A 19,195-nucleotide genomic window follows, 5' to 3' on the forward strand; every position below is an offset into this window, starting at 1 on the left:
CGGCCGCCGTTCCCGGCCCACCGGTAATTTCTAACGCGCGCGATGAAAAATGAGCGGTTCCCCCAGTTGCCCAGTCCCGGCCGGGTCGTTAGGCAAGGGGAAAGCGGCGGAAGTCACGGCCAAAGAAGGCCCGTGCGGCGCGGGGACGCGACCGAGGGAACCGCCGCCGGAGAAGGGAACCCGAAAGTGAAGTACGCGAAGTCCGCCGCACTCGTCGCCGGTTCCGTGGTCGCACTCGGCACGGCTGCTCCCGCCTTCGCCGTCACCACCCCCACGGCCCCCAGCTTCAGCCTCGACGGAGGCATCAACCAGGTGACGGCGGCCGCCCCGCAGGCGGTCGACCCGGTCCTCGACACCGTCAGCGGCGCCGCCGACAACCTGCACGAGAACGGCACCGTCACCAAGATCGCCGGCCAGACCACCGGAGCGGTGAAGGGCGCGGCCCCCCTCCTCGGCGGCCTGCCGCTCGCCCGCTGACCGGACCCCGACGACGCGGCGCGCGCACGTTCGACCGTGCGCGGCCACCGGTCGCCCGCGCACCTTTCGAGTGACGTGCCACAACCATTCCCGCGACGCCGAGTTGATCAGTGCGCTCGGCACCGCGGGCAACCAGAGAAAAACCAGAAGGGCAGTTTCATGATCAAGAAGATGATGGCCTCGGCAGCCGTCGCCGCATCGGTCGTCGGCGTCTCCGCCGCGATCGCCCCGCAGGCCATGGCCATCGGCAACGACCAGGGCACCACCACCGTCAACGGCAACGGTGCCATGCAGTCGTACGGCAACTCCGCCACCCATGGTGACTGGAGCCCGCAGTTCGCGCTCATCCAGGGCTCGCTCAACAAGCCCTGCATCGCCCTGCCGGCGAAGGGCAACATCGGTTCGCTGGTCGGCCTTGTGCCGGTCACGGTCCAGGACATCAACGTCCTGTCCTCGCCGCAGAACCAGCAGTGCACCGAGAACTCCACCCAGGCCAAGGGTGACGAGGCCCTGTCGCACATCCTGGACGACATCCCGATCCTCTCGGGCAACGGTGTCGCCAACGACTGACGGGCTCTGACACACGGGTAGTTCACCAGCTGCCCGGTCCTTCCTGACGCACCCGTGGGGCCGGTAGGTCCGCGGCAGCCGAACCCCGGCCGCCGCGGACCGCCGGCCCCATGTGCGTACCCGGACCCGCGCGGCCCGGCGGTCGTCCGTACGGGCGGCACGCTGGGCCGCTTGCCGTAGCGGGGGCGGCCGGTTCCCGCCGCAACGGGTAGGGCCCCCTCATGGACCAGCACCACAGCCGGCACCCGCAGAGCGCCACCCCGATCTACGACCGACTCCTCGCCGAGTGGCAGGCCGCACGCGCCGCCCCGGCCCCGGAGCCCTCCCACGCGGGCGGCCTGGTGCCCGCGGCGCGGACCTCGGACGACGCGGCCGGCCGGGGCTGACGCGGGCCGCCCCCTCGAACTCATGCCGGAAGCAACCCATATGGGTGGATCGGCGGAACCGAAACCTCCGCCCGGGGTTGATCAGTACGTTCCAGAACGGAACGCTCCGAAAGGTGAAGCGTGATGAAGAAGATGATGGCCGGCGCGGCAGTGGCCGTGTCCCTGGTCGGCCTGTCGGCCGCCGCGGCCCCCTCGGCCATGGCGATCGGTAACGACGGGGGCACCACCTCGGTCAACGGCAACGGAGCCGCCAGTTCGTACGGCAACTCCGTGACCGAGGGCGACGGCAGCCCGCAGGCCCAGCTCATCCAGGGCTCGCTCAACGACCTGTGCGTGGGCGCCCCGGTCAAGGCCAACGTCGGTTCGCTGGTGGGCCTGCTCGTGCCCGTCACGGTCCAGGACGTCAACGTCCTGTCCAACCCGCAGAACCAGCAGTGCGCCGACAACTCCACCCAGGCCAAGGGAGACGAGCCCCTGTCGCACCTGGTGGAGGACATCCCGGTCCTCTCCGGGAACGGCGTCGGCAACAACTGATCCCGTACCCCGCCCACGGTGGGCGGCCCCGCTCCGGGCGGCCCGCCGTGCGTCGTCCGTCCTGTGCGACGTGTGCGCGTACGGCATGACGGAGGCCCACCACCCTCGCCGGGTGGTGGGCCTCTTCCGTGAGCCGGGTCAGCGGAGGCTGCGCACCGGGAGCACGCAGTGTGCCGAGGTCGCGATGACGTCCGGATCACCGGCGAACGCGCGCAGCTCCGCCTCGCCGACCGGGAGACCGGGCGCGCCCTGCGGCCACGGGCGGGTGGCGAACATCGCGTGCACCTCGCCCTGCTCGCCCGCCGCCGCGAGCCACTCGGGCGGCACCGGGTACTGCGCGGTGAGGTGAGGCAGCGTCAGGACGGCCTGACCGGCCTGGACGAGGAGCTTCACGGGGAGTCCCGGCGTCTCGTCGGCACGCACCGGGGCGCCGCCGACGGCGAGGCCGCTGCGCTGCAGCGCCAGACGCATGGCGTGCTCGCCGGCCGCCGGGCCGTCCGATCCGTCGCCCAGCGAATAGGCGAGCAGAAAGGCCGCGTCGCGCCCGCTCTGCCGGTACTCGCCGCTCCAGCCGATCAGGATGAGGGTGCCCAACTGGGCCTGGGTGAAGGAGCCGTTGGCTGTCTGGGAGGAGGTCATGTGCGGCACCCTAACCGTCCGCGACCGGTCCAACTCCATGCGTATCACCCGATCGGGGGACGACTGCCGACAACCCGGCCCGCGCGAAATAACCCGTTGAGCCGCCGGAGCGCTTGGGGCTATCGTGTGCGGCGAGACGGACGGCGGACGGCCGCCGGTTCCGGACTCGGACGAATGCGGAGGTGAGGACATTGACGACGGTCGCTGCGATGGGCGCTGCCCACAAGTCGAAGTTCCTCTGTGTCACCTCCGTGGCCACCGGCTGACCTCTTCAGACCTCCGCGCCGACGCGCGCACCGCCGGGGCCACCCTGTGAAGGGTTTCCCTTGTCTCTCCCGTCTTTCCCCTCCTCCCTCTCCACCTCTTCCCCGCACCCGCTCGCCGCCTACGGCTGGGACGACGACTGGGCCGCCGAGTTCGCCCCGTACGCCGCGCAGGGACTGGTACCCGGCCGCGTGGTGCGGGTGGACCGCGGGCGCTGCGACATCGTCACGCCCGGGGGCACCGTCTGGGCGGACACCGCCTTCGTCGTGCCGCGCGACCCGATGCGGATCATCTGCACGGGCGACTGGGCCGCCGTCGATCCGGACGGCGACCCGCGATTCGTCCGTACGCTGCTGCCGCGGCGCACCGCCTTCGTCCGCTCCACCTCGTCCAAGCGCTCCGAGGGCCAGGTGCTCGCCACCAACGTGGACCACATCGCCATCTGCGTCTCGCTGGCCGTGGAACTCGACCTCGGCCGGGTCGAGCGCTTCCTCGCCCTGGCCATGTCCAGCGCCGGCGGCGACGCGCTGCTCGGCGACGCGGCCGGGGCCGGGGAGCGGACCGCCGAACCCCTCGTCGTCCTCACCAAGGCCGACCTGGTCCCGGACGCGGTCACCCTCTCCCACCTCGTCGAGGACATCGAGCGCATCGCGCCCGGCGTCCAGGTGCTCCCCGTCAGCTCCGCCACCGGCGAGGGCATCGACGTGTTCTCGGCGATCGTCTCCGGCGGTACGAGCGTGCTCCTCGGGGCCTCCGGCGCCGGCAAGTCCACCCTCGCCAACACGCTGCTCGGCCAGGACGTGATGGAGGTCCAGGCCGCCCGTGACGTGGACGGCAAGGGCCGGCACACCACGACCACCCGCAATCTGCTCGTCCTGCCCGCGGGCGGGGTCCTCATCGACACCCCCGGACTGCGCGGGGTCGGCCTCTGGGACGCCGGGGTCGGGGTCGGCCAGGTCTTCTCCGAGATCGAGGACCTGGCCGAGGAGTGCCGCTTCCACGACTGCGCCCACGAGGCGGAGCCCGGCTGCGCCGTGCGGGCCGCCATCGAGGACGGCACCCTGCCCGAGCGCCGCTTCGACAGCTACCTCAAGCTCCTGCGCGAGAACCAGCGCATGGTCGCCAAGACCGACGCCCGGGTCCGGGCCGAGATCCGGCGCGACTGGAAGCGCAAGGGTGCCGAGGGCCGGGCCGCGATGGAGGCCAAGCGCGGCCGGATCCGGTAGCCGGACGCTCCTGGTCGACGTCCGAAAACCGCGAGTGCGAGGCCCCCGGCGGGCGCACACTGGACGGTGTGATGGACGAAGACACCAGGTACGAGGCGGTGAGCAGCCGCGACGCCCGTTTCGACGGCGCGTTCTTCTTCGCCGTCGAGACGACCGGCATCTACTGCCGGCCGAGCTGCCCCGCCGTCACCCCGAAGCGGAAGAACGTCCGCTTCTACCCGACCGCGGCGGCCGCCCAGGGCAACGGCTTCCGGGCGTGCCGCCGCTGCCGCCCGGACGCCGTCCCCGGCTCCGCCGAGTGGAACGTCCGGGCGGACGTCGTCGGGCGCGCCATGCGGATGATCGGCGACGGCGTGGTGGACCGGGAGGGCGTCCCCGGGCTCGCCCACCGGCTCGGCTACAGCTCCCGCCAGGTGCAGCGCCAGCTCACCGCGGAACTCGGCGCCGGACCCGTCGCCCTGGCCCGCGCCCAGCGCGCCCACACCGCCCGAATGCTCCTCCAGACCACCGCCCTGCCCGTCACCGAGATCGCCTTCGCGGCCGGGTTCGGCAGTCTCCGCCAGTTCAACGACACCGTCCGGCAGATCTACGCCCGCACCCCGAGCGCCCTGCGCGCCGAGGCCGGAACGCGGCTGGATGCCGCGGTCCGCGAGGCGCGCACCGCCGGCATCCCGCTCCGGCTCGCCCACCGGGGGCCGTACGCGGCCCGGGACGTCTTCGACCTGCTCGCCGCCGGTACGGTCGCCCGGGTCGAGGAGGCCGCCGGGGAGCCCGGCCGCCGTACGTACCGGCGCACGCTGCGTCTCCCGTACGGCACCGGCGTCGCCGCCGTGGACGAGCGGTCCGCCGGGCGCTGGCTGGAGGCCCGCATCCACCTCACCGATCTGCGCGACCTGACGACGGCGGTGCAGCGGCTGCGCCGTCTCTTCGACCTGGACGCCGACCCGTACGCCGTCGACGAACTGCTGGCCGCCGATCCGCGGCTCGCCTTGGACGTCGCGGCCCGGCCGGGGGTGCGCTCGCCGGGCGCCGCGGACGCGGAGGAGTTCGCCGTACGGGCGCTGGTGGGCGACGCGGCGGCGGGGGAGCTCGTCGAGGCGTACGGCAAGGCGCTGGACGTGCCGTGCGGCGGGCTGACCCATGTCTTCCCCGAGCCGGCCGTGCTCGCCGAAGCGGCCGGTGACCCGGCTCTGCGGGCGCTCGCGACGGCGCTCGCCGACGGCACCGTACGGCTGGACGCGGGCGCCGACCGGGACGAGGCCGAGCAGGCGCTGCGCCGGCTGCCCGGCATCGGCCCCGCCACCGCCGCGCTGATCCGGATGCGGGCCCTGGGCGACCCGGACGTGGACCCGTACGGGATGCCGGGCGCCGCCCGCTGGAGCCCGTGGCGCTCGTACGGGGTGCGCCGGGCTCAGGTCCTGTCTGGAGTTCCCCCGCGGCGTCGCGGGGGAACTCCAGACAGGACCTAGCCCCAGACCAGCGCGCCCAGCCACGCGCCCGTCACCAGCAGGCACGCGAACAGTTCGACGAGCACCGAGTAGCCGGTCGCCCGCATCACGGAGCGGACCGACGCCCAGCCCGCGCCCCGGCTGCCGAGGCGCAGCCGCTCCGCCCCGTAGATGACCCCGATGTACCCGGCGACCGCCCCGACCACGGGGACGACGAAGAAGCCGCCGATCGCGCCGAGGCCGCCCAGCAGCAGCGTCCGGCGCGGGGCCCCCGACTCGTGGGGCCGGCGCGGCGGCAGGAGCGGTTTGAGCGCCTGGTTCAGCAGGAGCAGCGCCGTGGCACCGATCAGCACGCCCCAGGCGGCCGGGGTCATGTCGGTGAGCGCCCACCACAGGACGGCGGCCCAGACGATCGCCTGCCCCGGCACACCCGGCACCAGGACACCGATCAGCCCGAGCAGCATGACCAGGCCGACGGCGACGAGCTGCCACACACTCATCTGACCAGCGTGCCGGAGACCGACGGGTCCCGCCCGTTCGCACGACCGGCCGGGGCGGCCGTCGGCGCAGCTCAGAGGCGGTTACGACGCCTCCTAGGTCCTGTCTGGAGTTCCCCCGCGACGCCGCGGGGGAACTCCAGACAGGACCTAGCGGGCCACCCAGCCCCGTTCGTAGGCGTGCCAGCCGAGCTGGAGCCGGGTGGAGACCCCGGTGAGCTCCATCAGGCCCTTGACCCGGCGTTGTACGGTCCGCAGCCCGAGGTCCAGCTGCTTGGCGACGCTCGCGTCGGTCAGCCCGGCCAGCAGCAGCGACAGGATCTCCAGGTCCGTCGGGTCCGGGCCGCCCGGATCCTGCAGCACCGAGCCGCTCTCCCCGAGCCGCAGCGGCATCGCCTCGCGCCACACCGCCTCGAAGAGCCCGGTCAGCGACTCCAGCAGGCCCGAGCCGTGCACGACCAGCGCGGCGGGCTCCGCGCCCCGGCCGGTCAGCGGCACCATCGCCAGCGCCCCGTCGGCGATCACCAGCTTCGTGGGGACCCGCTCGACGACCCGGCAGTGCTCGTTGCGGCTGAGCGCCGCCGAGAGCTCCATGATCCCGGACTCCAGGCCCAGCACCTCGCGCTCGATGACCACCCGGAACGACACCCCGCGCGTCGCGGCCTCCTCCTCCGACTCGTTCTCCAGGCCGCTGACCGCGATCGGCTTGCCGGTGACCAGCGCGCACACCTCGCTCGCCGCCCCCAGCTGGAGCTGGTGGAAGCGGTGGGCGACCGCGCTCGCCCCGGTGACGACCTCGACCAGGTCGTGGACGGCCGGTTCGGCGGCGTCCGCCCGGTATTCCTCGGCCAGCAGCACCGCCGCCAGCTCCGCCTGCTCCAGCTGGTGGCGCTGCTGGGTGAGCAGGGCCCCGAGCGCGACCCCGGGCGGCGCCGCGACCCAGCGGCCCGTGCGGGCGGAGGACTGGGCGGCCAGGCCGTGCTGCTCCAGCCGGCGCAGCGTGCGCTCGGTGTCCTGTTCGGGAAGGGCCAGCCGGTGCGACAGATCGGACAGTTCGGCGGCCCCCAGCGCCACCAGCGCGCGGTAGGCCGACTCCTGCCTCTCGTCGAGACCTATGGCTCCCAGCATCCCCGACCCCTCCCCGAGCAGTGCGTACGCGTGCCGGCGCATCCGCGTGGCGAAAAGTCGCCACGGCGCAATCTCGCCACGGCACATCATCGCCGTACCGTGCGCCACTCTGCCAATGTGTCGGCACAGCCCGCACCGGCCACCGTGCCGACGCGGGCTCACCGACCGGTCCGCCGGGCGTCCTTCCCGTGGGGGGTGGGGCCGCCCGGCGGACCCATTTTCCGGATCCTGTTTTCGTACGCCCCCGGCGGTCGACAATAAGGACATGAGTCAGCAGGGGGAGAAACCGGCGGCCCACGAGGACGACTGGTGGCGCAGGCTGTACGACGAATCCGCCCCGGACACCGGGGCGGCCCAGGCGGCCGACAGTCTCGACGACCGCTTCGACTCGGCGTCCGGAACGGTGGCGTCCGAGAAGGGCGCGGCGCACGGGGTTCCGGCGGCGCGGGAGGCGCCATCGGGCGCCGCCGCCCGGACGGCGGACGCGGGGGCGGGCCCGTCGCCGGGTGCCGGGGCCGCCACCTCGCCGGGTGCCGGGGCGGACAGCGTGCCCGGTGCCGTGTCAGGCGCTCCGTGGGGAAGGCCGCCCGGCGCGGTGGCCCGCGCCCCGTGGGAGCCGCTGACCGGGCCGGCGCAGCCGCGTACCTTTCCGGGGCCGCCGGCTCCCGAGCCGCCCGCCCTCGCCGATCCCCGTCTCGACGGCGGGGCACCGGACCCGGAGCGCTCCGCGTCCCCGCTGCCCGGGCGGCCCGTCGCCGACCGGCCGACGGCGGACGAACGGGGCGCCGGGGCCGGCGACGGCGAACGGCCCGCGGAAGCCGCCGCGCCCCGGCCGCCGGTCGCCCATGTGGGGGCCCGGCCGCCCACCTACGACGCCGAGCCCACGGCGCTGCCCGCCACCGACCCGTACGAGCTCGACCGCCTCGTCCCGGACACGGTGCTGGACGGCGCCACCTACGGGACGTACACCCTGCGCGCCGCGTCGGTGCGCGGGGACTCCGCCCGGTTCCGGGGCGAGCCGCGCCACGACGCGCTGCTGACGGCACGCTTCGGCAGCGGGGACGACGCCCTGGTCCTGGTGGCCGTCGCGGGCGCGTCCCGGGGTGCGGAAGGGGCGTACACGGCGTCGGCGGACGCCTGCCGCTGGATCGGCGAGGCCGTCGGACGCAGCCTCGCCCGGCTCTCCGACGACATAAGGGCGGGCCGCCGCGCCGACCTCAAGTCCGGGCTGCACCGGCTCACCGACCGGGCCTTCGGCAAGCTGCGGGCCCGCGCCGCCGAACTCGGCGTCGAACCGGACGCGTACACCGCGAGCCTGCGGTGCCTGCTGCTGTCCGCGGACCCCGACTGCCGCACCCGGGTCTTCTTCGGCATCGGCGGCGGCGGTCTCTTCCGGCTCCGGGACGGCGGCTGGCACGACCTCGAACCCGCGCTGCCGCCACCGGCCGCGCTCAGCGGCGAGCCCGTGGTCGGCTTCGGCTCCACGCCCGAGAGCGGGCCCGACGGCGACCGGCTGACCATGGACCTGGACATCATCACCGGACCGGCCCCGTACGTCGAGGACCCGCTTCCGCCCCCTGCGGAACCGTTCCGCTTCCGCGCCTCCGTCGCCCGGCCGGGGGACACCCTGCTGCTGTGCGGCGCGGGTCTCGCCGAGCCGCTGCGCGGAGAACCGGAACTGGCCGCCGAGCTCGCCACGCGCTGGTCGCCGGTGGAGGCGCCGGGGCTCGGGGCGTTCCTCGCGGACACCCAGCTCCGGGTCAAGGGGTACGCCGACGACCGGACGGCGGTCGCCGTCTGGGAGGCGTAACGGCCCACGCCATGGGTTGATGGACTCCGGATACCCGTCCGGGCCGGGGTTTGACGCCCCGCGTCCCGGACAGCCGGACGTGCACGGAGCACAGGCAGAGGGAGTGCGTCACCCATGGCCAAGCAGAACGTGTCGGAGCAGTTCGTCGACATCCTCGCCCGGGCGGGCGTCAAGCGCCTGTACGGGGTCGTCGGGGACAGCCTCAACCCGGTCGTCGACGCCGTGCGGCGGCACGCGGGCATCGAGTGGATCCAGGTCAGGCACGAGGAGACCGCGGCGTTCGCGGCCGGCGCGGAGGCGCAGATCACCGGGAACCTGGCGGCCTGCGCCGGGTCGTGCGGACCCGGCAACCTGCACCTCATCAACGGCCTGTACGACGCCCACCGCTCGATGGCACCGGTGCTCGCGCTCGCCTCGCACATCCCGTCCAGCGAGATCGGCCTCAACTACTTCCAGGCGACCCACCCCGAGCTGCTCTTCCAGGAGTGCAGCCACTACAACGAGATGATCTCCAACCCGCAGCAGATGCCCCGGCTGCTCCAGACCGCCATCCAGCACGCGGTCGGACAGGGCGGCGTCAGCGTCGTGACCATGCCGGGCGATATCGCCGGGCAGCCCGCCCCCGAGCGGTCCGCCGAACACGCCCTGGTCACCTCGCGGCCCACCGTGCGGCCGGGCGACGCCGAGATCGAGAAGCTCTGCCGGATGGTCGACGAGGCCAAACGGGTGACGCTGTTCTGCGGCAGCGGCACGGCGGGCGCGCACGCCGAGGTGATGGAGTTCGCCGAGCGGGTCAAGGCCCCGGTGGGGCACGCTCTGCGCGGCAAGGAGTGGATCCAGTACGACAACCCGTTCGACGTCGGCATGAGCGGGCTGCTCGGCTACGGCGCCGCCTACGAGGCCACCCACGAGTGCGATCTGCTCATCCTGCTCGGCACCGACTTCCCGTACAACGCCTTCCTGCCCGACGACGTGAAGATCGTGCAGGTCGACGTGCGTCCCGAACACCTCGGACGGCGTACCAAGCTCGATCTGGCCGTCTGGGGCGACGTCCGCGAGACGCTGCGCTGTCTCACGCCCCGGGTGAAGGCGAAGAGCGACCGCAAGTTCCTCGACCGGATGCTCAAGAAGCACGCCGACGCGCTGGAGGGCGTGGTCAAGGCGTACACCCGCAAGGTCGAGAAGCACGTCCCGATCCACCCCGAGTACGTGGCGTCGGTGCTCGACGAACTCGCCGACGAGGACGCGGTGTTCACCGTCGACACCGGCATGTGCAACGTCTGGGCCGCCCGCTATCTGACGCCCAACGGCAAGCGGCGGGTGATCGGTTCGTTCAGCCACGGCTCGATGGCCAACGCGCTGCCGCAGGCCATCGGCGCGCAGTTCACCGACCGTGACCGGCAGGTCGTCTCGATGTCGGGCGACGGCGGATTCACCATGCTCATGGGCGACTTCCTGACCCTCGTCCAGTACGACCTGCCGGTCAAGGTCGTCCTGTTCAACAACTCCTCGCTGGGCATGGTGGAACTGGAGATGCTGGTCGGCGGCCTGCCGTCCTTCGGGACGACCTACAAGAACCCGGACTTCGCCGCCGTGGCGCGCGCGGCGGGGGCGTACGGCGTCCGCGTCGAGAAGCCCAAGGAGCTGTCGAGCGCACTCAAGGACGCCTTCAAGCACAAGGGCCCGGCGCTCGTCGACGTGGTCACCGACCCCAACGCCCTCTCCATCCCGCCGAAGATCAGCGCGGACATGGTCACCGGCTTCGCCCTGTCCGCCAGCAAGATCGTGCTCGACGGGGGAGTGGGCCGGATGCTGCAGATGGCCCGCTCCAACCTCCGCAACGTGCCGCGGCCCTAGGCCCTGACGGCGCGTCACAGCGACTCACGTGACGCGCCCTTGGCACTCTCAGAGCCATGTGACATATTACTGGCGTGTTCACGAGACAGCCTCTGGATGTTGTCGTCGTCGGAGCCGGTGTCGTCGGCGCCGCCTGCGCGTACTACGCCACCCGGTCCGGGCTCTCGGTCGCGGTGGTGGACGGCGGACCGGTCGCCGGCGGCACCACGGGGGCGGGGGAGGGCAACCTCCTGGTCTCCGACAAGCCGCCCGGACCGGAACTCGCCCTCGCGCGGCTCTCCGCCTCCCTCTGGCGGGAGCTGTCCGACGTGCTGCCCCGGGCGGTCGAGTACGAGCAGAAGGGCGGCCTGGTCGTCGCGGCGGACGAGGCGTCCCTGGCCACCCTGACCGCGACCGCCGCCGGACAGGCCGCAGCGGGGGTACGCACCGCGGCGGTCGCCCCGCACGAACTGCCGGACCTGGAACCGCACCTGGCGCCCGGCCTGGCGGGCGGCGTCCTCTACCCGGAGGACGCCCAGGTCCAGCCCGCCCTCGCCGCAGCCCACTTGATCCGGGCCGCGCGCGACGCCGGGGCGGTCCTGCACCTCGGCGGGCCGGTCACCGCCGTGCTCACCGGCCCCACGGGCGCGGTGCGCGGCGTCCGCACCCCGGCAGGCGAACTGCACGCCCCCGCCGTGGTCAACGCGACGGGCGTACGGGGCGGGGAGTTCGCCGCACTGGCCGGGGTGGAGCTGCCCGTGCTGCCCCGGCGCGGGTTCGTCCTCGTCACCGAGCCGCTGCCGCCGCTGATCAGGCACAAGGTGTATGCCGCGGAGTACGTCGCCGACGTCTCCAGCGCGTCGGCCGCCCTCCAGACGTCACCGGTCGTGGAGGGCACCCCCGCCGGGCCCGTCCTCATCGGCGCCAGCCGCGAACGCGTCGGCTTCGACCGCACCCTGTCCGTGCCGGTGATCAGCAGGCTGGCCGAGGCGGCGGCAGCGCTGTTCCCGGTCCTCGGCACCGCCCGGGTGCTGCGCGCCTACCACGGCTTCCGCCCGTACCTGCCCGACCACCTCCCCGCCATCGGCCCGGACCGCCGGGTCCCCGGGCTCTTCCACGCCTGCGGCCACGAGGGCGCGGGCATCGGCCTGGCCCCGGCGACCGCGGCGCTCGTCACGGCGGCGATCCGGGACGAGCAACCGCCGCTGGACCCCGAGCCGTTCAGGCCGGACCGCTTCGAGGCGAACACCGGGTCCGGGTGAGCCGCCCCCTTCCCGTACCACCGCCCCACGAGACAGGAGCCCCGGTGAGACGAGTACGCCGACGCGACCCCGCCCGTACCCCGGCCGGCCTGGCCGGAGCCGAGCCCGGGGACGGGTTCGAGTTCACCTTCGACGGACGCCCGGTACGCGCGCTGCCGGGACAGAGCATCGCGGCCGCGCTGTGGGCCGCCTCCGTCCTCAGCTGGCGCACCACCCGGGTGGGCGGCCGGCCCCGGGGAGCCTTCTGCGGGATCGGCTCCTGCTTCGAGTGCCTGGCCACGGTCAACGGCCGGCCCAACCTCCGCGCCTGCCTGCTGCCCGCCCGCCCCGGCGACGCCGTCACCACCCAGGAAGGGAACGGACATGCCGCACCCCGGTCCTGACCACGCGGACGTCGCCGTGGTGGGCGCAGGACCCGCCGGGCTCGCCGCAGCCGTCACCGCCGCCGACGCCGGACTCGACGTGCTGCTGGTCGACGCGGCCGACGCCCCCGGCGGGCAGTACTACCGCGCGCCCGCCCCCGGCCTCGGCGCCGCCCGGCCCGAGGCCCTGCACCACGGCTGGTCGGCCTTCACCGCGCTCACCGCCCGCCTCGCCCGGCACCGTGAAGCCGGGCGCCTGCGCCACCTCACCGGCCACCAGGTCTGGGCGGTGACGCGCACCGGCGAGGACCGGACCCTGCACGCGCTCACCGGACCCGACGGCCGCGACGGCGTCACCCTGCGCGCCCGCCGCCTCGTGCTCGCGACCGGCGCCCTGGAGCGCCAACTGCCCTTCCCCGGCTGGACGCTGCCCGGTGTGGTCGGCGCGGCCGGCGCGCAGGCCATGCTCAAGTCCGGCCTCGTGCTGCCGGGCCGGCGCGTCGTCGTCGCCGGGAGCGGACCGCTGCTCCAGGCGGTCGCCCTCTCCCTGACCCGCGCCGGAGCCCGGGTGCCCGCAGTGGTGGAGGCCGCCGGCTACCGGGCGTACGGCCGCGCGCCCCGGGCCCTGGCCGCGAACCCTGACCGCCTCGTGGAGGGCGCACGCCACCGGGCAGGGCTGGCCCGGTACGGGGTGCGGATGCTCACGCACCGGGCCGTCACCGCCGTCCACGGCACCGAACGCGTGGAGGGGGTCACGGTCAGCCGGGTCGACCGCGCCTGGCGGCCCGTGCCGGGGACCGGGCGGCGCATCGACTGCGACGCGCTCGCCGTCGGCCACGGCCTCGTCCCGCAACTGGACCTCGCCCTCGGACTCGGCTGCGCCACCCGGACCGACGCGGACGGTTCCGCCGTACTCCGGCTCGACGAGGACCTGCGCACCACCGTGCCCGGCGTCTGGGCCGCCGGCGAGACCGGTGGCATCGGCGGGGTCCGGCTCGCCCTGGCCGAGGGGGAGCTGGCCGCCCTGTCCGTGATCGCCGACGCGCGCGGCGGACTGGTCCCGGCCCGCGTGGCGGCACTGCGCCGGCGTCGGCGCCGGATGCGTGGCTTCGCCGCGCTGATGGGGACCGTGCACCGGCCCGGACCCGGGTGGACCGCCTGGCTCGCCCCCGGCACCGAGGTCTGCCGGTGCGAGGAGGTCACCGCAGGCGCGATCCGTTCCGCCGTCGACGAGCTGGGCGCCGGGGACAGCCGTACGGCCAAGCTCCTCACCCGGGCCGGCATGGGCTGGTGCCAGGGCCGGACCTGTGGCTTCGCCGTCCGGGCCCTCGCCGGCCCGGACGGCGACGCGCCTCCCGACCGGCGCCCGCTCGCCTGCCCCGTCCCCCTCGCCACGCTCGCCCGGGCCGTCCGGTCCGAGGACGCCTGAGCACCCGTACCCGTACTCCCATCGACCCTCAAGGAGCCCGTATGACAGCCGAGCCCACCCCCGCCCGCGCCCCCTGGCGGGGCGTCATGGTCGCCACCCCGCTCACCCTGCGCGAGGACCGGTCCATCGACTTCGACGCGTACGCCGCCCACGTCCGTGACCTCATCACCGCGGGCTGCGACGGCGTGGTGCCCAACGGCTCGCTGGGGGAGTACCAGACCCTCACCGACCGGGAGCGCCAGGACGTAGTGCGCGTCGCCGTCGAGGCGGCCGGGGACGGGGCCAGGGTGATGCCCGGCGTCTCCTCGTACGACAGCGCCCAGTCCCGGCGCCGGGCGGAGGAGGCCGCCGGGGCCGGGGCGGGGTCCGTCCTGCTGCTGCCGCCCAACGGCTATCTCTGCGAGGACGCGGCCGTCCGCGCCCACTACGCCGAGGTGGCCGCGGCCGGCCTGCCCGTCGTCGCGTACAACAACCCGTACGACACCAAGGTGGACCTGACACCCCGGCTGCTCGGACAGCTCCACGCCGAGGGTTCGGTCGTCGCCGTCAAGGAGTTCAGCGGCGACGTCCGCAGGGCGTACGAGATCGCCGAGGAGGCGCCCGGACTCGACCTGCTCGTGGGCGCCGACGACGTCCTGCTGGAACTCGCCCTGGCCGGGGCCGTCGGCTGGATCGCCGGCTGCCCCAACATGCTTCCGGCCGGCTGCGTCGAGCTGTACCGGGCGGCCGTCGCCGGGGACCTGGAACGGGCCCTGCCGCTCTACCGGCGGCTGCACCCGCTGCTGCGCTGGGACTCCAAGCCGGAGTTCGTCCAGGCGATCAAGGCGTCCATGGACATCGTCGGCCGGCACGGCGGCCCCACCCGGCCGCCCCGCCTCCCGCTGGGCGCGGACGCCCTGGCCTCCGTACGCGCCGCAACCGAGAAGGCGCTCGCCGAGGGCCTGGACTGAGAGGGGAGAGCGACGATGCGCAGCCGCCACGTCTTCCACGCCGTCGACTCGCACACCGAGGGCATGCCCACCCGTGTCATCACCGGCGGGATCGGCACGCTCCCCGGCGCCACCATGGCCGAGCGCCGCGCCCACTTCCTCGCGCACCGGGACGCGGTGCGCACCCTGCTGATGTACGAGCCGCGCGGCCACGCGGCGATGAGCGGTGCCGTCCTCCAGCCGCCGACCAGGCCCGACGCCGACTTCGGGGTGCTGTTCATGGAGGTCTCCGGCTGCCTGCCGATGTGCGGGCACGGCACCATCGGGGTGGCCACCGTCCTGGTGGAGACCGGCATGGTCGCGGTCACCGAACCGGTCACCACCGTACGGCTGGACACCCCCGCCGGACTGGTCACCGTGGACGTCCGCGTGGAGGGCGGGGCCGCCACCTCCGTCACCCTCACCAACGTGCCGGCCTTCAGCGCCGCACTCGGTCTCACCGCGAAGCTGCCCGGGTTCGGCGACGTCCCGTACGACCTCGCCTACGGCGGCAACTTCTACGCGATGGTGCGGCTGGAGGACCTGGGCCTGCCGTTCGACCGGTCACGCAAGGACGAACTGCTGGCGGCGGGGCTGTCGTTGATGGAGGCGGTCAACGCGACCGACCGGCCGGTCCATCCGCTGGACCCGGCCATCCACGGGCTCAAGCACGTGCAGCTGATCGCACCCGGCTCCGACGCGGGCCACTCGCGGCACGCGATGGCCATCCACCCCGGCTGGTTCGACCGCTCGCCGTGCGGCACCGGCACCTCCGCGAGGATGGCCCAGCTGCACGCCCGGGGCGAGCTCCCGCTGGACCGGGACTTCGTCAACGAGTCCTTCATCGGCACCCGGTTCACCGGCCGGCTGGTCGGCGAGACGACGGTGGGCGAGCTGCCCGCAGTCGTTCCGACGGTCACGGGACGGGCCTGGATCACCGGGACCGCGCAGTACTTCCTCGACCCCGACGACCCGTTCCCGGAGGGGTTCCTGCTGTGAACCCGTACCCGTGTCGGGGGCAACGTCACATTGTATTCTGGGGCCCCGCACGGTCCTGGAGGAACAGACATGGCCCGCCTGACGTCGCTCAACGCCATCTCGGCGCAGGAGCACCTGCGCGACCAGGTGGCGCACGCGCTGCGTGCGGCGCTCATCTCCGGCGAACTGAGCCCCGGTACGGTCTACTCGGCGCCCGCGCTCGCCGCCCAGTTCGGCGTCTCCGCCACCCCCGTCCGTGAGGCGATGCTCGACCTGGTCCGCGAGGGCCAGGTCGAGGCCGTCCGCAACAAGGGCTTCCGGATCACCGAACTGACCGAGCAGGACCTCGACGACTTCACCGAGCTGCGCGCGATGATCGAGGTCCCCACCGTCGGCCGGATCGCGCGGATGGGCCTCACGCACGAGCTGGAGGCGCTGCGGCCCGTCGCACTGGAGATCGTCGAGGCCGCCCGCCGCCACGACATCCTGGGCTACCTGGAGGCGGACCGCCGCTTCCACCTGGCCCTGCTGGCCCTCGCGGGCAACCGCCGGCTGGTCGAGGAGGTCGGCGAGCTGCGCAAGCGCTCCCGGCTCTTCGGGCTGAACCGCCTTGCCGATTCGGGGCAGTTGACGGCGTCGGCGGAGGAGCACGTCCAGCTCCTCGACCTGGTGGTCGCGGGCGACGCGGAGGGCGCGGAGGCCTGCATGCTCGCCCACATGTCGCACGTCCGCTCCCTGTGGGCCGGCGACGACCGGGCCGAAGCGGCGACGGCTCCGGCCGGTCAGGCCTGATTCCCGAAGCGCTTATTTCCAAGTGCCGTTGATGCCCGCGCAATTGTTCTGACGGCCGCTTCCTAAAACCATGTGACATGTGCCATTGTACTGATGGTCGCGCAGAGGTCGTGTCCATGTCACGCGTCGTCCATGCCACCCCCGTGGACGGCCCAGTCCGGCCTCACTCCGCGCCATCCCCCACGGCCGCGCAGCGTCGCGCGGTCGCCACACCGCTGGGAGGCGGCACGTGAAGAAACGAACGGTCCGACAGAGATTCACCGGGCTCACCACCGCGGCCCTGGCCGCCTGCCTGGGCGTCGGCATGCTCACCGCACCGGCCAGGGCCGACGCGCCCCGGCCCTCCGCCCCGGCCACCGCCGCGCACCGGACGGCCGGCGAGGCGTCGCCCGAGCCCGGCGGCCCCGCCGCGCAGGCCCTCACCGCGCCCGCGCAGGACCCCGCCCACCTGGGCGACACGGCCGTGAGCCCCGCCGACCGGGCTCCGCTCAGCGCCTCCAAGGACGTGCTGCGGCGCGACTACGACGACCCGCGCGCCGCCGAACCGAGCCACCCGGCCCCCTCCATGAAGGCGAAGTCCCTTGTGCGGGCGGCGGCTTGCTCCGTGAGCGACTTCACCGGCCGCACCGGCAGCGCCCTCGTCCAGCAGATCAAGGCGTCCACCACCGACTGCGTCAACACCCTCTTCTCCGTCAAGGGCAACGACGGCTACCTCGCCTTCCGCGAGGCGCAGATGGTCACCGTCGCGAACGCCCTGCGCGACGGATCGGCCGCCTACCCCGGCGACAGCAGCACCGGCATGCCACAACTGGTGCTCTACCTCCGGGCCGGGTACTACGTGCAGTACTACGACCCGGGCACCGTCGGCTCGTACGGTACGGCCCTGCGCACCGCGATCCAGGGCGGCCTGGACGCCTTCTTCGCCTCCGCGCACTCCCGCGACGTCACCGACGCCAACGGCGAGACCCTGGCCGAGGCCGTCACGCTCATCGACAGCGCCGAGCAGAACGCCCGCTACCTGTCCGTCCTGAAGCGGCTGCTGGCCGGCTACGACTCCTCGTACAACAGCTCCTGGTACATGCTCAACGCGGTCAACAACGTCTACACGGTGACCTTCCGGGGCCACCAGCTGCCCGCGTTCATCAGCGCCGTCGAGGCCGACCCGAGCCTGCTCGACACGCTCGCCGGCTTCGCCCGCGACCACCTGGACCTCCTGGGCACCGACCAGTCGTACCTGGCCTCCAACGCAGGCCGCGAGCTGGCGCGCTTCCTCCAGGAGGACACGCTGCGCCCCAAGGCGAAGCCGCTCGTCATCGACCTCCTCGGCCGCAGCTCTCTCACCGGGCGGACCGCGCCGCTGTGGGTCGGCCTCGCCGAGATGGCCGACTACTACGACAGCGCGAACTGCTCCGCGTACGGCACCTGCGACCTGGCCGCCCGCCTGAAGAGCGCCGTCCTGCCGGTCTCGTACACCTGCAGCGACAGCATCCGCATCCTCGCCCAGCAGATGTCCTCGGCCGACCTGACGAAGGCCTGCACCAGCCTGCGCGGCCAGGACGCCTACTTCCACCAGGTGGCCAGGGACAACGGGCCCGTCGCCGGGGACCGCAACACCACCATCGAGGTCGTCGTCTTCGACTCGAGCACCGACTACCAGACGTACGCCGGAGCCATCTACGGCATCGACACCAACAACGGCGGGATGTACCTGGAGGGCGACCCGTCGGCGGCCGGCAACCAGCCGAGGTTCATCGCGTACGAGGCCGAGTGGGTCCGGCCGGACTTCCAGATCTGGAACCTCAACCACGAGTACACCCACTACCTCGACGGCCGGTTCGATATGGCGGGCGACTTCGACGCCGGTGTCACCACCCCGACCGTCTGGTGGATCGAGGGCTTCGCGGAGTACGTCTCCTACTCGTACCGCGACGTCACCTACGACGACGCCCTCACCCAGGCCGCCTCGCACACCTACACCCTGCGCACCCTCTTCGACACCACCTACGAGAACGGCGACCAGACCCGCGTCTACAACTGGGGCTACCTGGCCGTCCGTTACATGCTCCAGTCGCACCGCGCCGACATGGACAAGCTCCTCGGGCTCTACCGCGCCGGCGACTGGAACGGCGCCCGCACGCTGCTCACCTCCACCATCGGCAGCCGCTACGACGCCGACTGGAACACCTGGCTCACGGCCTGCGCGGCCGGCAGCTGCGGCACCACGACCAACCCGCCGACCGAGCCCGCCGCCCAGTGCACCGGCACCGACGCCCGCGAACTCGGCCAGGACTGCGCCCGCGACGGGCAGCACGCCACCCGGGGCAACTACGCCTACCTGTACCTCTACATACCCGCCGGCACCGACCGGCTGACCATCACCACCAGTGGCGGCACGGGTGACGCCGACCTCTACTACAGCGCGTCCGGCTGGGCGACCACCGGCTCGTACACCGCCAAGGCCACCGGCAGCGGCAACGCGCACACCCTCACGGTCGACCACCCGGCCGCCGGGGCGCACTACATCAGCCTCTACGGCGTGCAGGACTTCGGGCAGGTGAGCGTCGCCACGCGCTACTGACCCGGCACCCC

Annotated in this window: 18 protein-coding genes; 15 read left to right on the forward strand and 3 right to left on the reverse strand. The window is 73.6% G+C overall.

The annotated features are described in order from the left end of the window. Positions 1-186 precede the first annotated feature (186 nt). From OG242_RS26825 to OG242_RS26840, 4 genes are all read left to right on the forward strand, one after another. Positions 187-477: a hypothetical protein gene (locus OG242_RS26825; protein WP_405900576.1), complete on the forward strand. Its 291-nt coding sequence runs from the start codon at positions 187-189 to the stop codon at positions 475-477. 159 nt (positions 478-636) lie between these two features. After that, positions 637-1,047: a rodlin gene (locus tag OG242_RS26830; protein ID WP_405900577.1), complete on the forward strand. Its 411-nt coding sequence runs from the start codon at positions 637-639 to the stop codon at positions 1,045-1,047. A 221-nt stretch (positions 1,048-1,268) separates the two neighbouring features. After that, complete coding sequence (locus OG242_RS26835) at positions 1,269-1,433, forward strand: hypothetical protein (RefSeq protein ID WP_405900578.1); 165 nt, start codon at positions 1,269-1,271, stop codon at positions 1,431-1,433. Between the two features lie 123 nt (positions 1,434-1,556). Next, positions 1,557-1,967, forward strand: a complete 411-nt coding sequence (locus OG242_RS26840) for a rodlin (protein WP_405900579.1) — start codon at positions 1,557-1,559, stop codon at positions 1,965-1,967. Between the two features lie 138 nt (positions 1,968-2,105). On the opposite strand, the gene OG242_RS26845 is transcribed toward OG242_RS26840, so the two are convergent. Then, on the reverse strand, positions 2,106-2,606 hold the full coding sequence (locus OG242_RS26845) for a DUF5949 family protein (protein ID WP_405900580.1): 501 nt from the start codon (positions 2,604-2,606) through the stop codon (positions 2,106-2,108). A gap of 326 nt (positions 2,607-2,932) precedes the next feature. Between OG242_RS26845 and rsgA the strand changes: the two genes are divergently transcribed. Together rsgA and OG242_RS26855 are read left to right on the forward strand one after the other, a co-directional pair. Beyond that, positions 2,933-4,096: a ribosome small subunit-dependent GTPase A gene (gene rsgA / locus OG242_RS26850; RefSeq protein WP_405900581.1), complete on the forward strand. Its 1,164-nt coding sequence runs from the start codon at positions 2,933-2,935 to the stop codon at positions 4,094-4,096. A 71-nt stretch (positions 4,097-4,167) separates the two neighbouring features. Beyond that, positions 4,168-5,565: a DNA-3-methyladenine glycosylase 2 family protein gene (locus OG242_RS26855; RefSeq protein WP_405901738.1), complete on the forward strand. Its 1,398-nt coding sequence runs from the start codon at positions 4,168-4,170 to the stop codon at positions 5,563-5,565. On the opposite strand, the gene OG242_RS26860 is transcribed toward OG242_RS26855, so the two are convergent. Beyond that, positions 5,562-6,044, reverse strand: coding sequence for a DUF456 domain-containing protein (locus tag OG242_RS26860; RefSeq protein ID WP_405900582.1), 483 nt, complete (start codon positions 6,042-6,044; stop codon positions 5,562-5,564). The two genes, OG242_RS26855 and OG242_RS26860, sit on opposite strands and share 4 nt — an antisense overlap. Before the next feature lie 147 nt (positions 6,045-6,191). Then, positions 6,192-7,169, reverse strand: a complete 978-nt coding sequence (locus tag OG242_RS26865) for a helix-turn-helix domain-containing protein (protein ID WP_405900583.1) — start codon at positions 7,167-7,169, stop codon at positions 6,192-6,194. Positions 7,170-7,434: 265 nt separating this feature from the next. Here OG242_RS26865 and OG242_RS26870 point away from each other — a divergent pair, with 265 nt between their 5' ends. From OG242_RS26870 to OG242_RS26910, 9 genes are all read left to right on the forward strand, one after another. Further along, positions 7,435-8,979: a protein phosphatase 2C domain-containing protein gene (locus OG242_RS26870; protein ID WP_405900584.1), complete on the forward strand. Its 1,545-nt coding sequence runs from the start codon at positions 7,435-7,437 to the stop codon at positions 8,977-8,979. A 114-nt stretch (positions 8,980-9,093) separates the two neighbouring features. Beyond that, positions 9,094-10,836, forward strand: a complete 1,743-nt coding sequence (locus OG242_RS26875) for a pyruvate dehydrogenase (RefSeq protein ID WP_405900585.1) — start codon at positions 9,094-9,096, stop codon at positions 10,834-10,836. A gap of 74 nt (positions 10,837-10,910) precedes the next feature. Then, a complete protein-coding gene (locus OG242_RS26880; protein WP_405900586.1) occupies positions 10,911-12,077 on the forward strand; it encodes an NAD(P)/FAD-dependent oxidoreductase in 1,167 nt (388 codons plus the stop codon). Between the two features lie 44 nt (positions 12,078-12,121). Beyond that, on the forward strand, positions 12,122-12,460 hold the full coding sequence (locus OG242_RS26885; RefSeq protein WP_405900587.1) for a (2Fe-2S)-binding protein: 339 nt from the start codon (positions 12,122-12,124) through the stop codon (positions 12,458-12,460). Beyond that, entirely contained in the window at positions 12,441-13,868 is a 1,428-nt protein-coding gene (locus OG242_RS26890) for an FAD-dependent oxidoreductase (protein WP_405900588.1), read from the forward strand. Before OG242_RS26885 ends, OG242_RS26890 begins: the two co-directional genes overlap by 20 nt. A gap of 41 nt (positions 13,869-13,909) precedes the next feature. Beyond that, positions 13,910-14,818 (forward strand): dihydrodipicolinate synthase family protein, encoded by a 909-nt coding sequence (locus OG242_RS26895; RefSeq protein ID WP_405900589.1) that lies wholly within the window; start codon positions 13,910-13,912, stop codon positions 14,816-14,818. Positions 14,819-14,833: 15 nt separating this feature from the next. Next, positions 14,834-15,835: a proline racemase family protein gene (locus tag OG242_RS26900; protein WP_405900590.1), complete on the forward strand. Its 1,002-nt coding sequence runs from the start codon at positions 14,834-14,836 to the stop codon at positions 15,833-15,835. Between the two features lie 69 nt (positions 15,836-15,904). Further along, complete coding sequence (locus tag OG242_RS26905) at positions 15,905-16,606, forward strand: GntR family transcriptional regulator (protein WP_405900591.1); 702 nt, start codon at positions 15,905-15,907, stop codon at positions 16,604-16,606. 229 nt (positions 16,607-16,835) lie between these two features. Further along, positions 16,836-19,184 carry a collagenase gene (locus tag OG242_RS26910; RefSeq protein ID WP_405900592.1) on the forward strand — a complete coding sequence of 783 codons (2,349 nt, stop codon included), beginning with the start codon at positions 16,836-16,838 and terminating at the stop codon, positions 19,182-19,184. The last annotated feature ends 11 nt before the right edge of the window (positions 19,185-19,195 follow it).

The organism is Streptomyces sp. NBC_00727, assembly GCF_045161745.1.
GTDB lineage: Bacteria > Actinomycetota > Actinomycetes > Streptomycetales > Streptomycetaceae > Streptomyces.

What these genes read in the sequence shown, in the direction of transcription:
- OG242_RS26830 (WP_405900577.1), top strand. Translation starts at nt 637, where the DNA reads ATGATCAAGAAGATGATGGCCTCGGCAGCCGTCGCCGCATCGGTCGTC.
- OG242_RS26835 (WP_405900578.1), top strand. Translation starts at nt 1,269, where the DNA reads ATGGACCAGCACCACAGCCGGCACCCGCAGAGCGCCACCCCGATCTAC.
- OG242_RS26840 (WP_405900579.1), top strand. Translation starts at nt 1,557, where the DNA reads ATGAAGAAGATGATGGCCGGCGCGGCAGTGGCCGTGTCCCTGGTCGGC.
- OG242_RS26845 (WP_405900580.1), bottom strand. Translation starts at nt 2,606, where the DNA reads ATGACCTCCTCCCAGACAGCCAACGGCTCCTTCACCCAGGCCCAGTTG.
- OG242_RS26855 (WP_405901738.1), top strand. Translation starts at nt 4,168, where the DNA reads ATGGACGAAGACACCAGGTACGAGGCGGTGAGCAGCCGCGACGCCCGT.
- OG242_RS26860 (WP_405900582.1), bottom strand. Translation starts at nt 6,044, where the DNA reads ATGAGTGTGTGGCAGCTCGTCGCCGTCGGCCTGGTCATGCTGCTCGGG.
- OG242_RS26865 (WP_405900583.1), bottom strand. Translation starts at nt 7,169, where the DNA reads ATGCTGGGAGCCATAGGTCTCGACGAGAGGCAGGAGTCGGCCTACCGC.
- OG242_RS26870 (WP_405900584.1), top strand. Translation starts at nt 7,435, where the DNA reads ATGAGTCAGCAGGGGGAGAAACCGGCGGCCCACGAGGACGACTGGTGG.
- OG242_RS26875 (WP_405900585.1), top strand. Translation starts at nt 9,094, where the DNA reads ATGGCCAAGCAGAACGTGTCGGAGCAGTTCGTCGACATCCTCGCCCGG.
- OG242_RS26890 (WP_405900588.1), top strand. Translation starts at nt 12,441, where the DNA reads ATGCCGCACCCCGGTCCTGACCACGCGGACGTCGCCGTGGTGGGCGCA.
- OG242_RS26895 (WP_405900589.1), top strand. Translation starts at nt 13,910, where the DNA reads ATGACAGCCGAGCCCACCCCCGCCCGCGCCCCCTGGCGGGGCGTCATG.
- OG242_RS26900 (WP_405900590.1), top strand. Translation starts at nt 14,834, where the DNA reads ATGCGCAGCCGCCACGTCTTCCACGCCGTCGACTCGCACACCGAGGGC.
- OG242_RS26905 (WP_405900591.1), top strand. Translation starts at nt 15,905, where the DNA reads ATGGCCCGCCTGACGTCGCTCAACGCCATCTCGGCGCAGGAGCACCTG.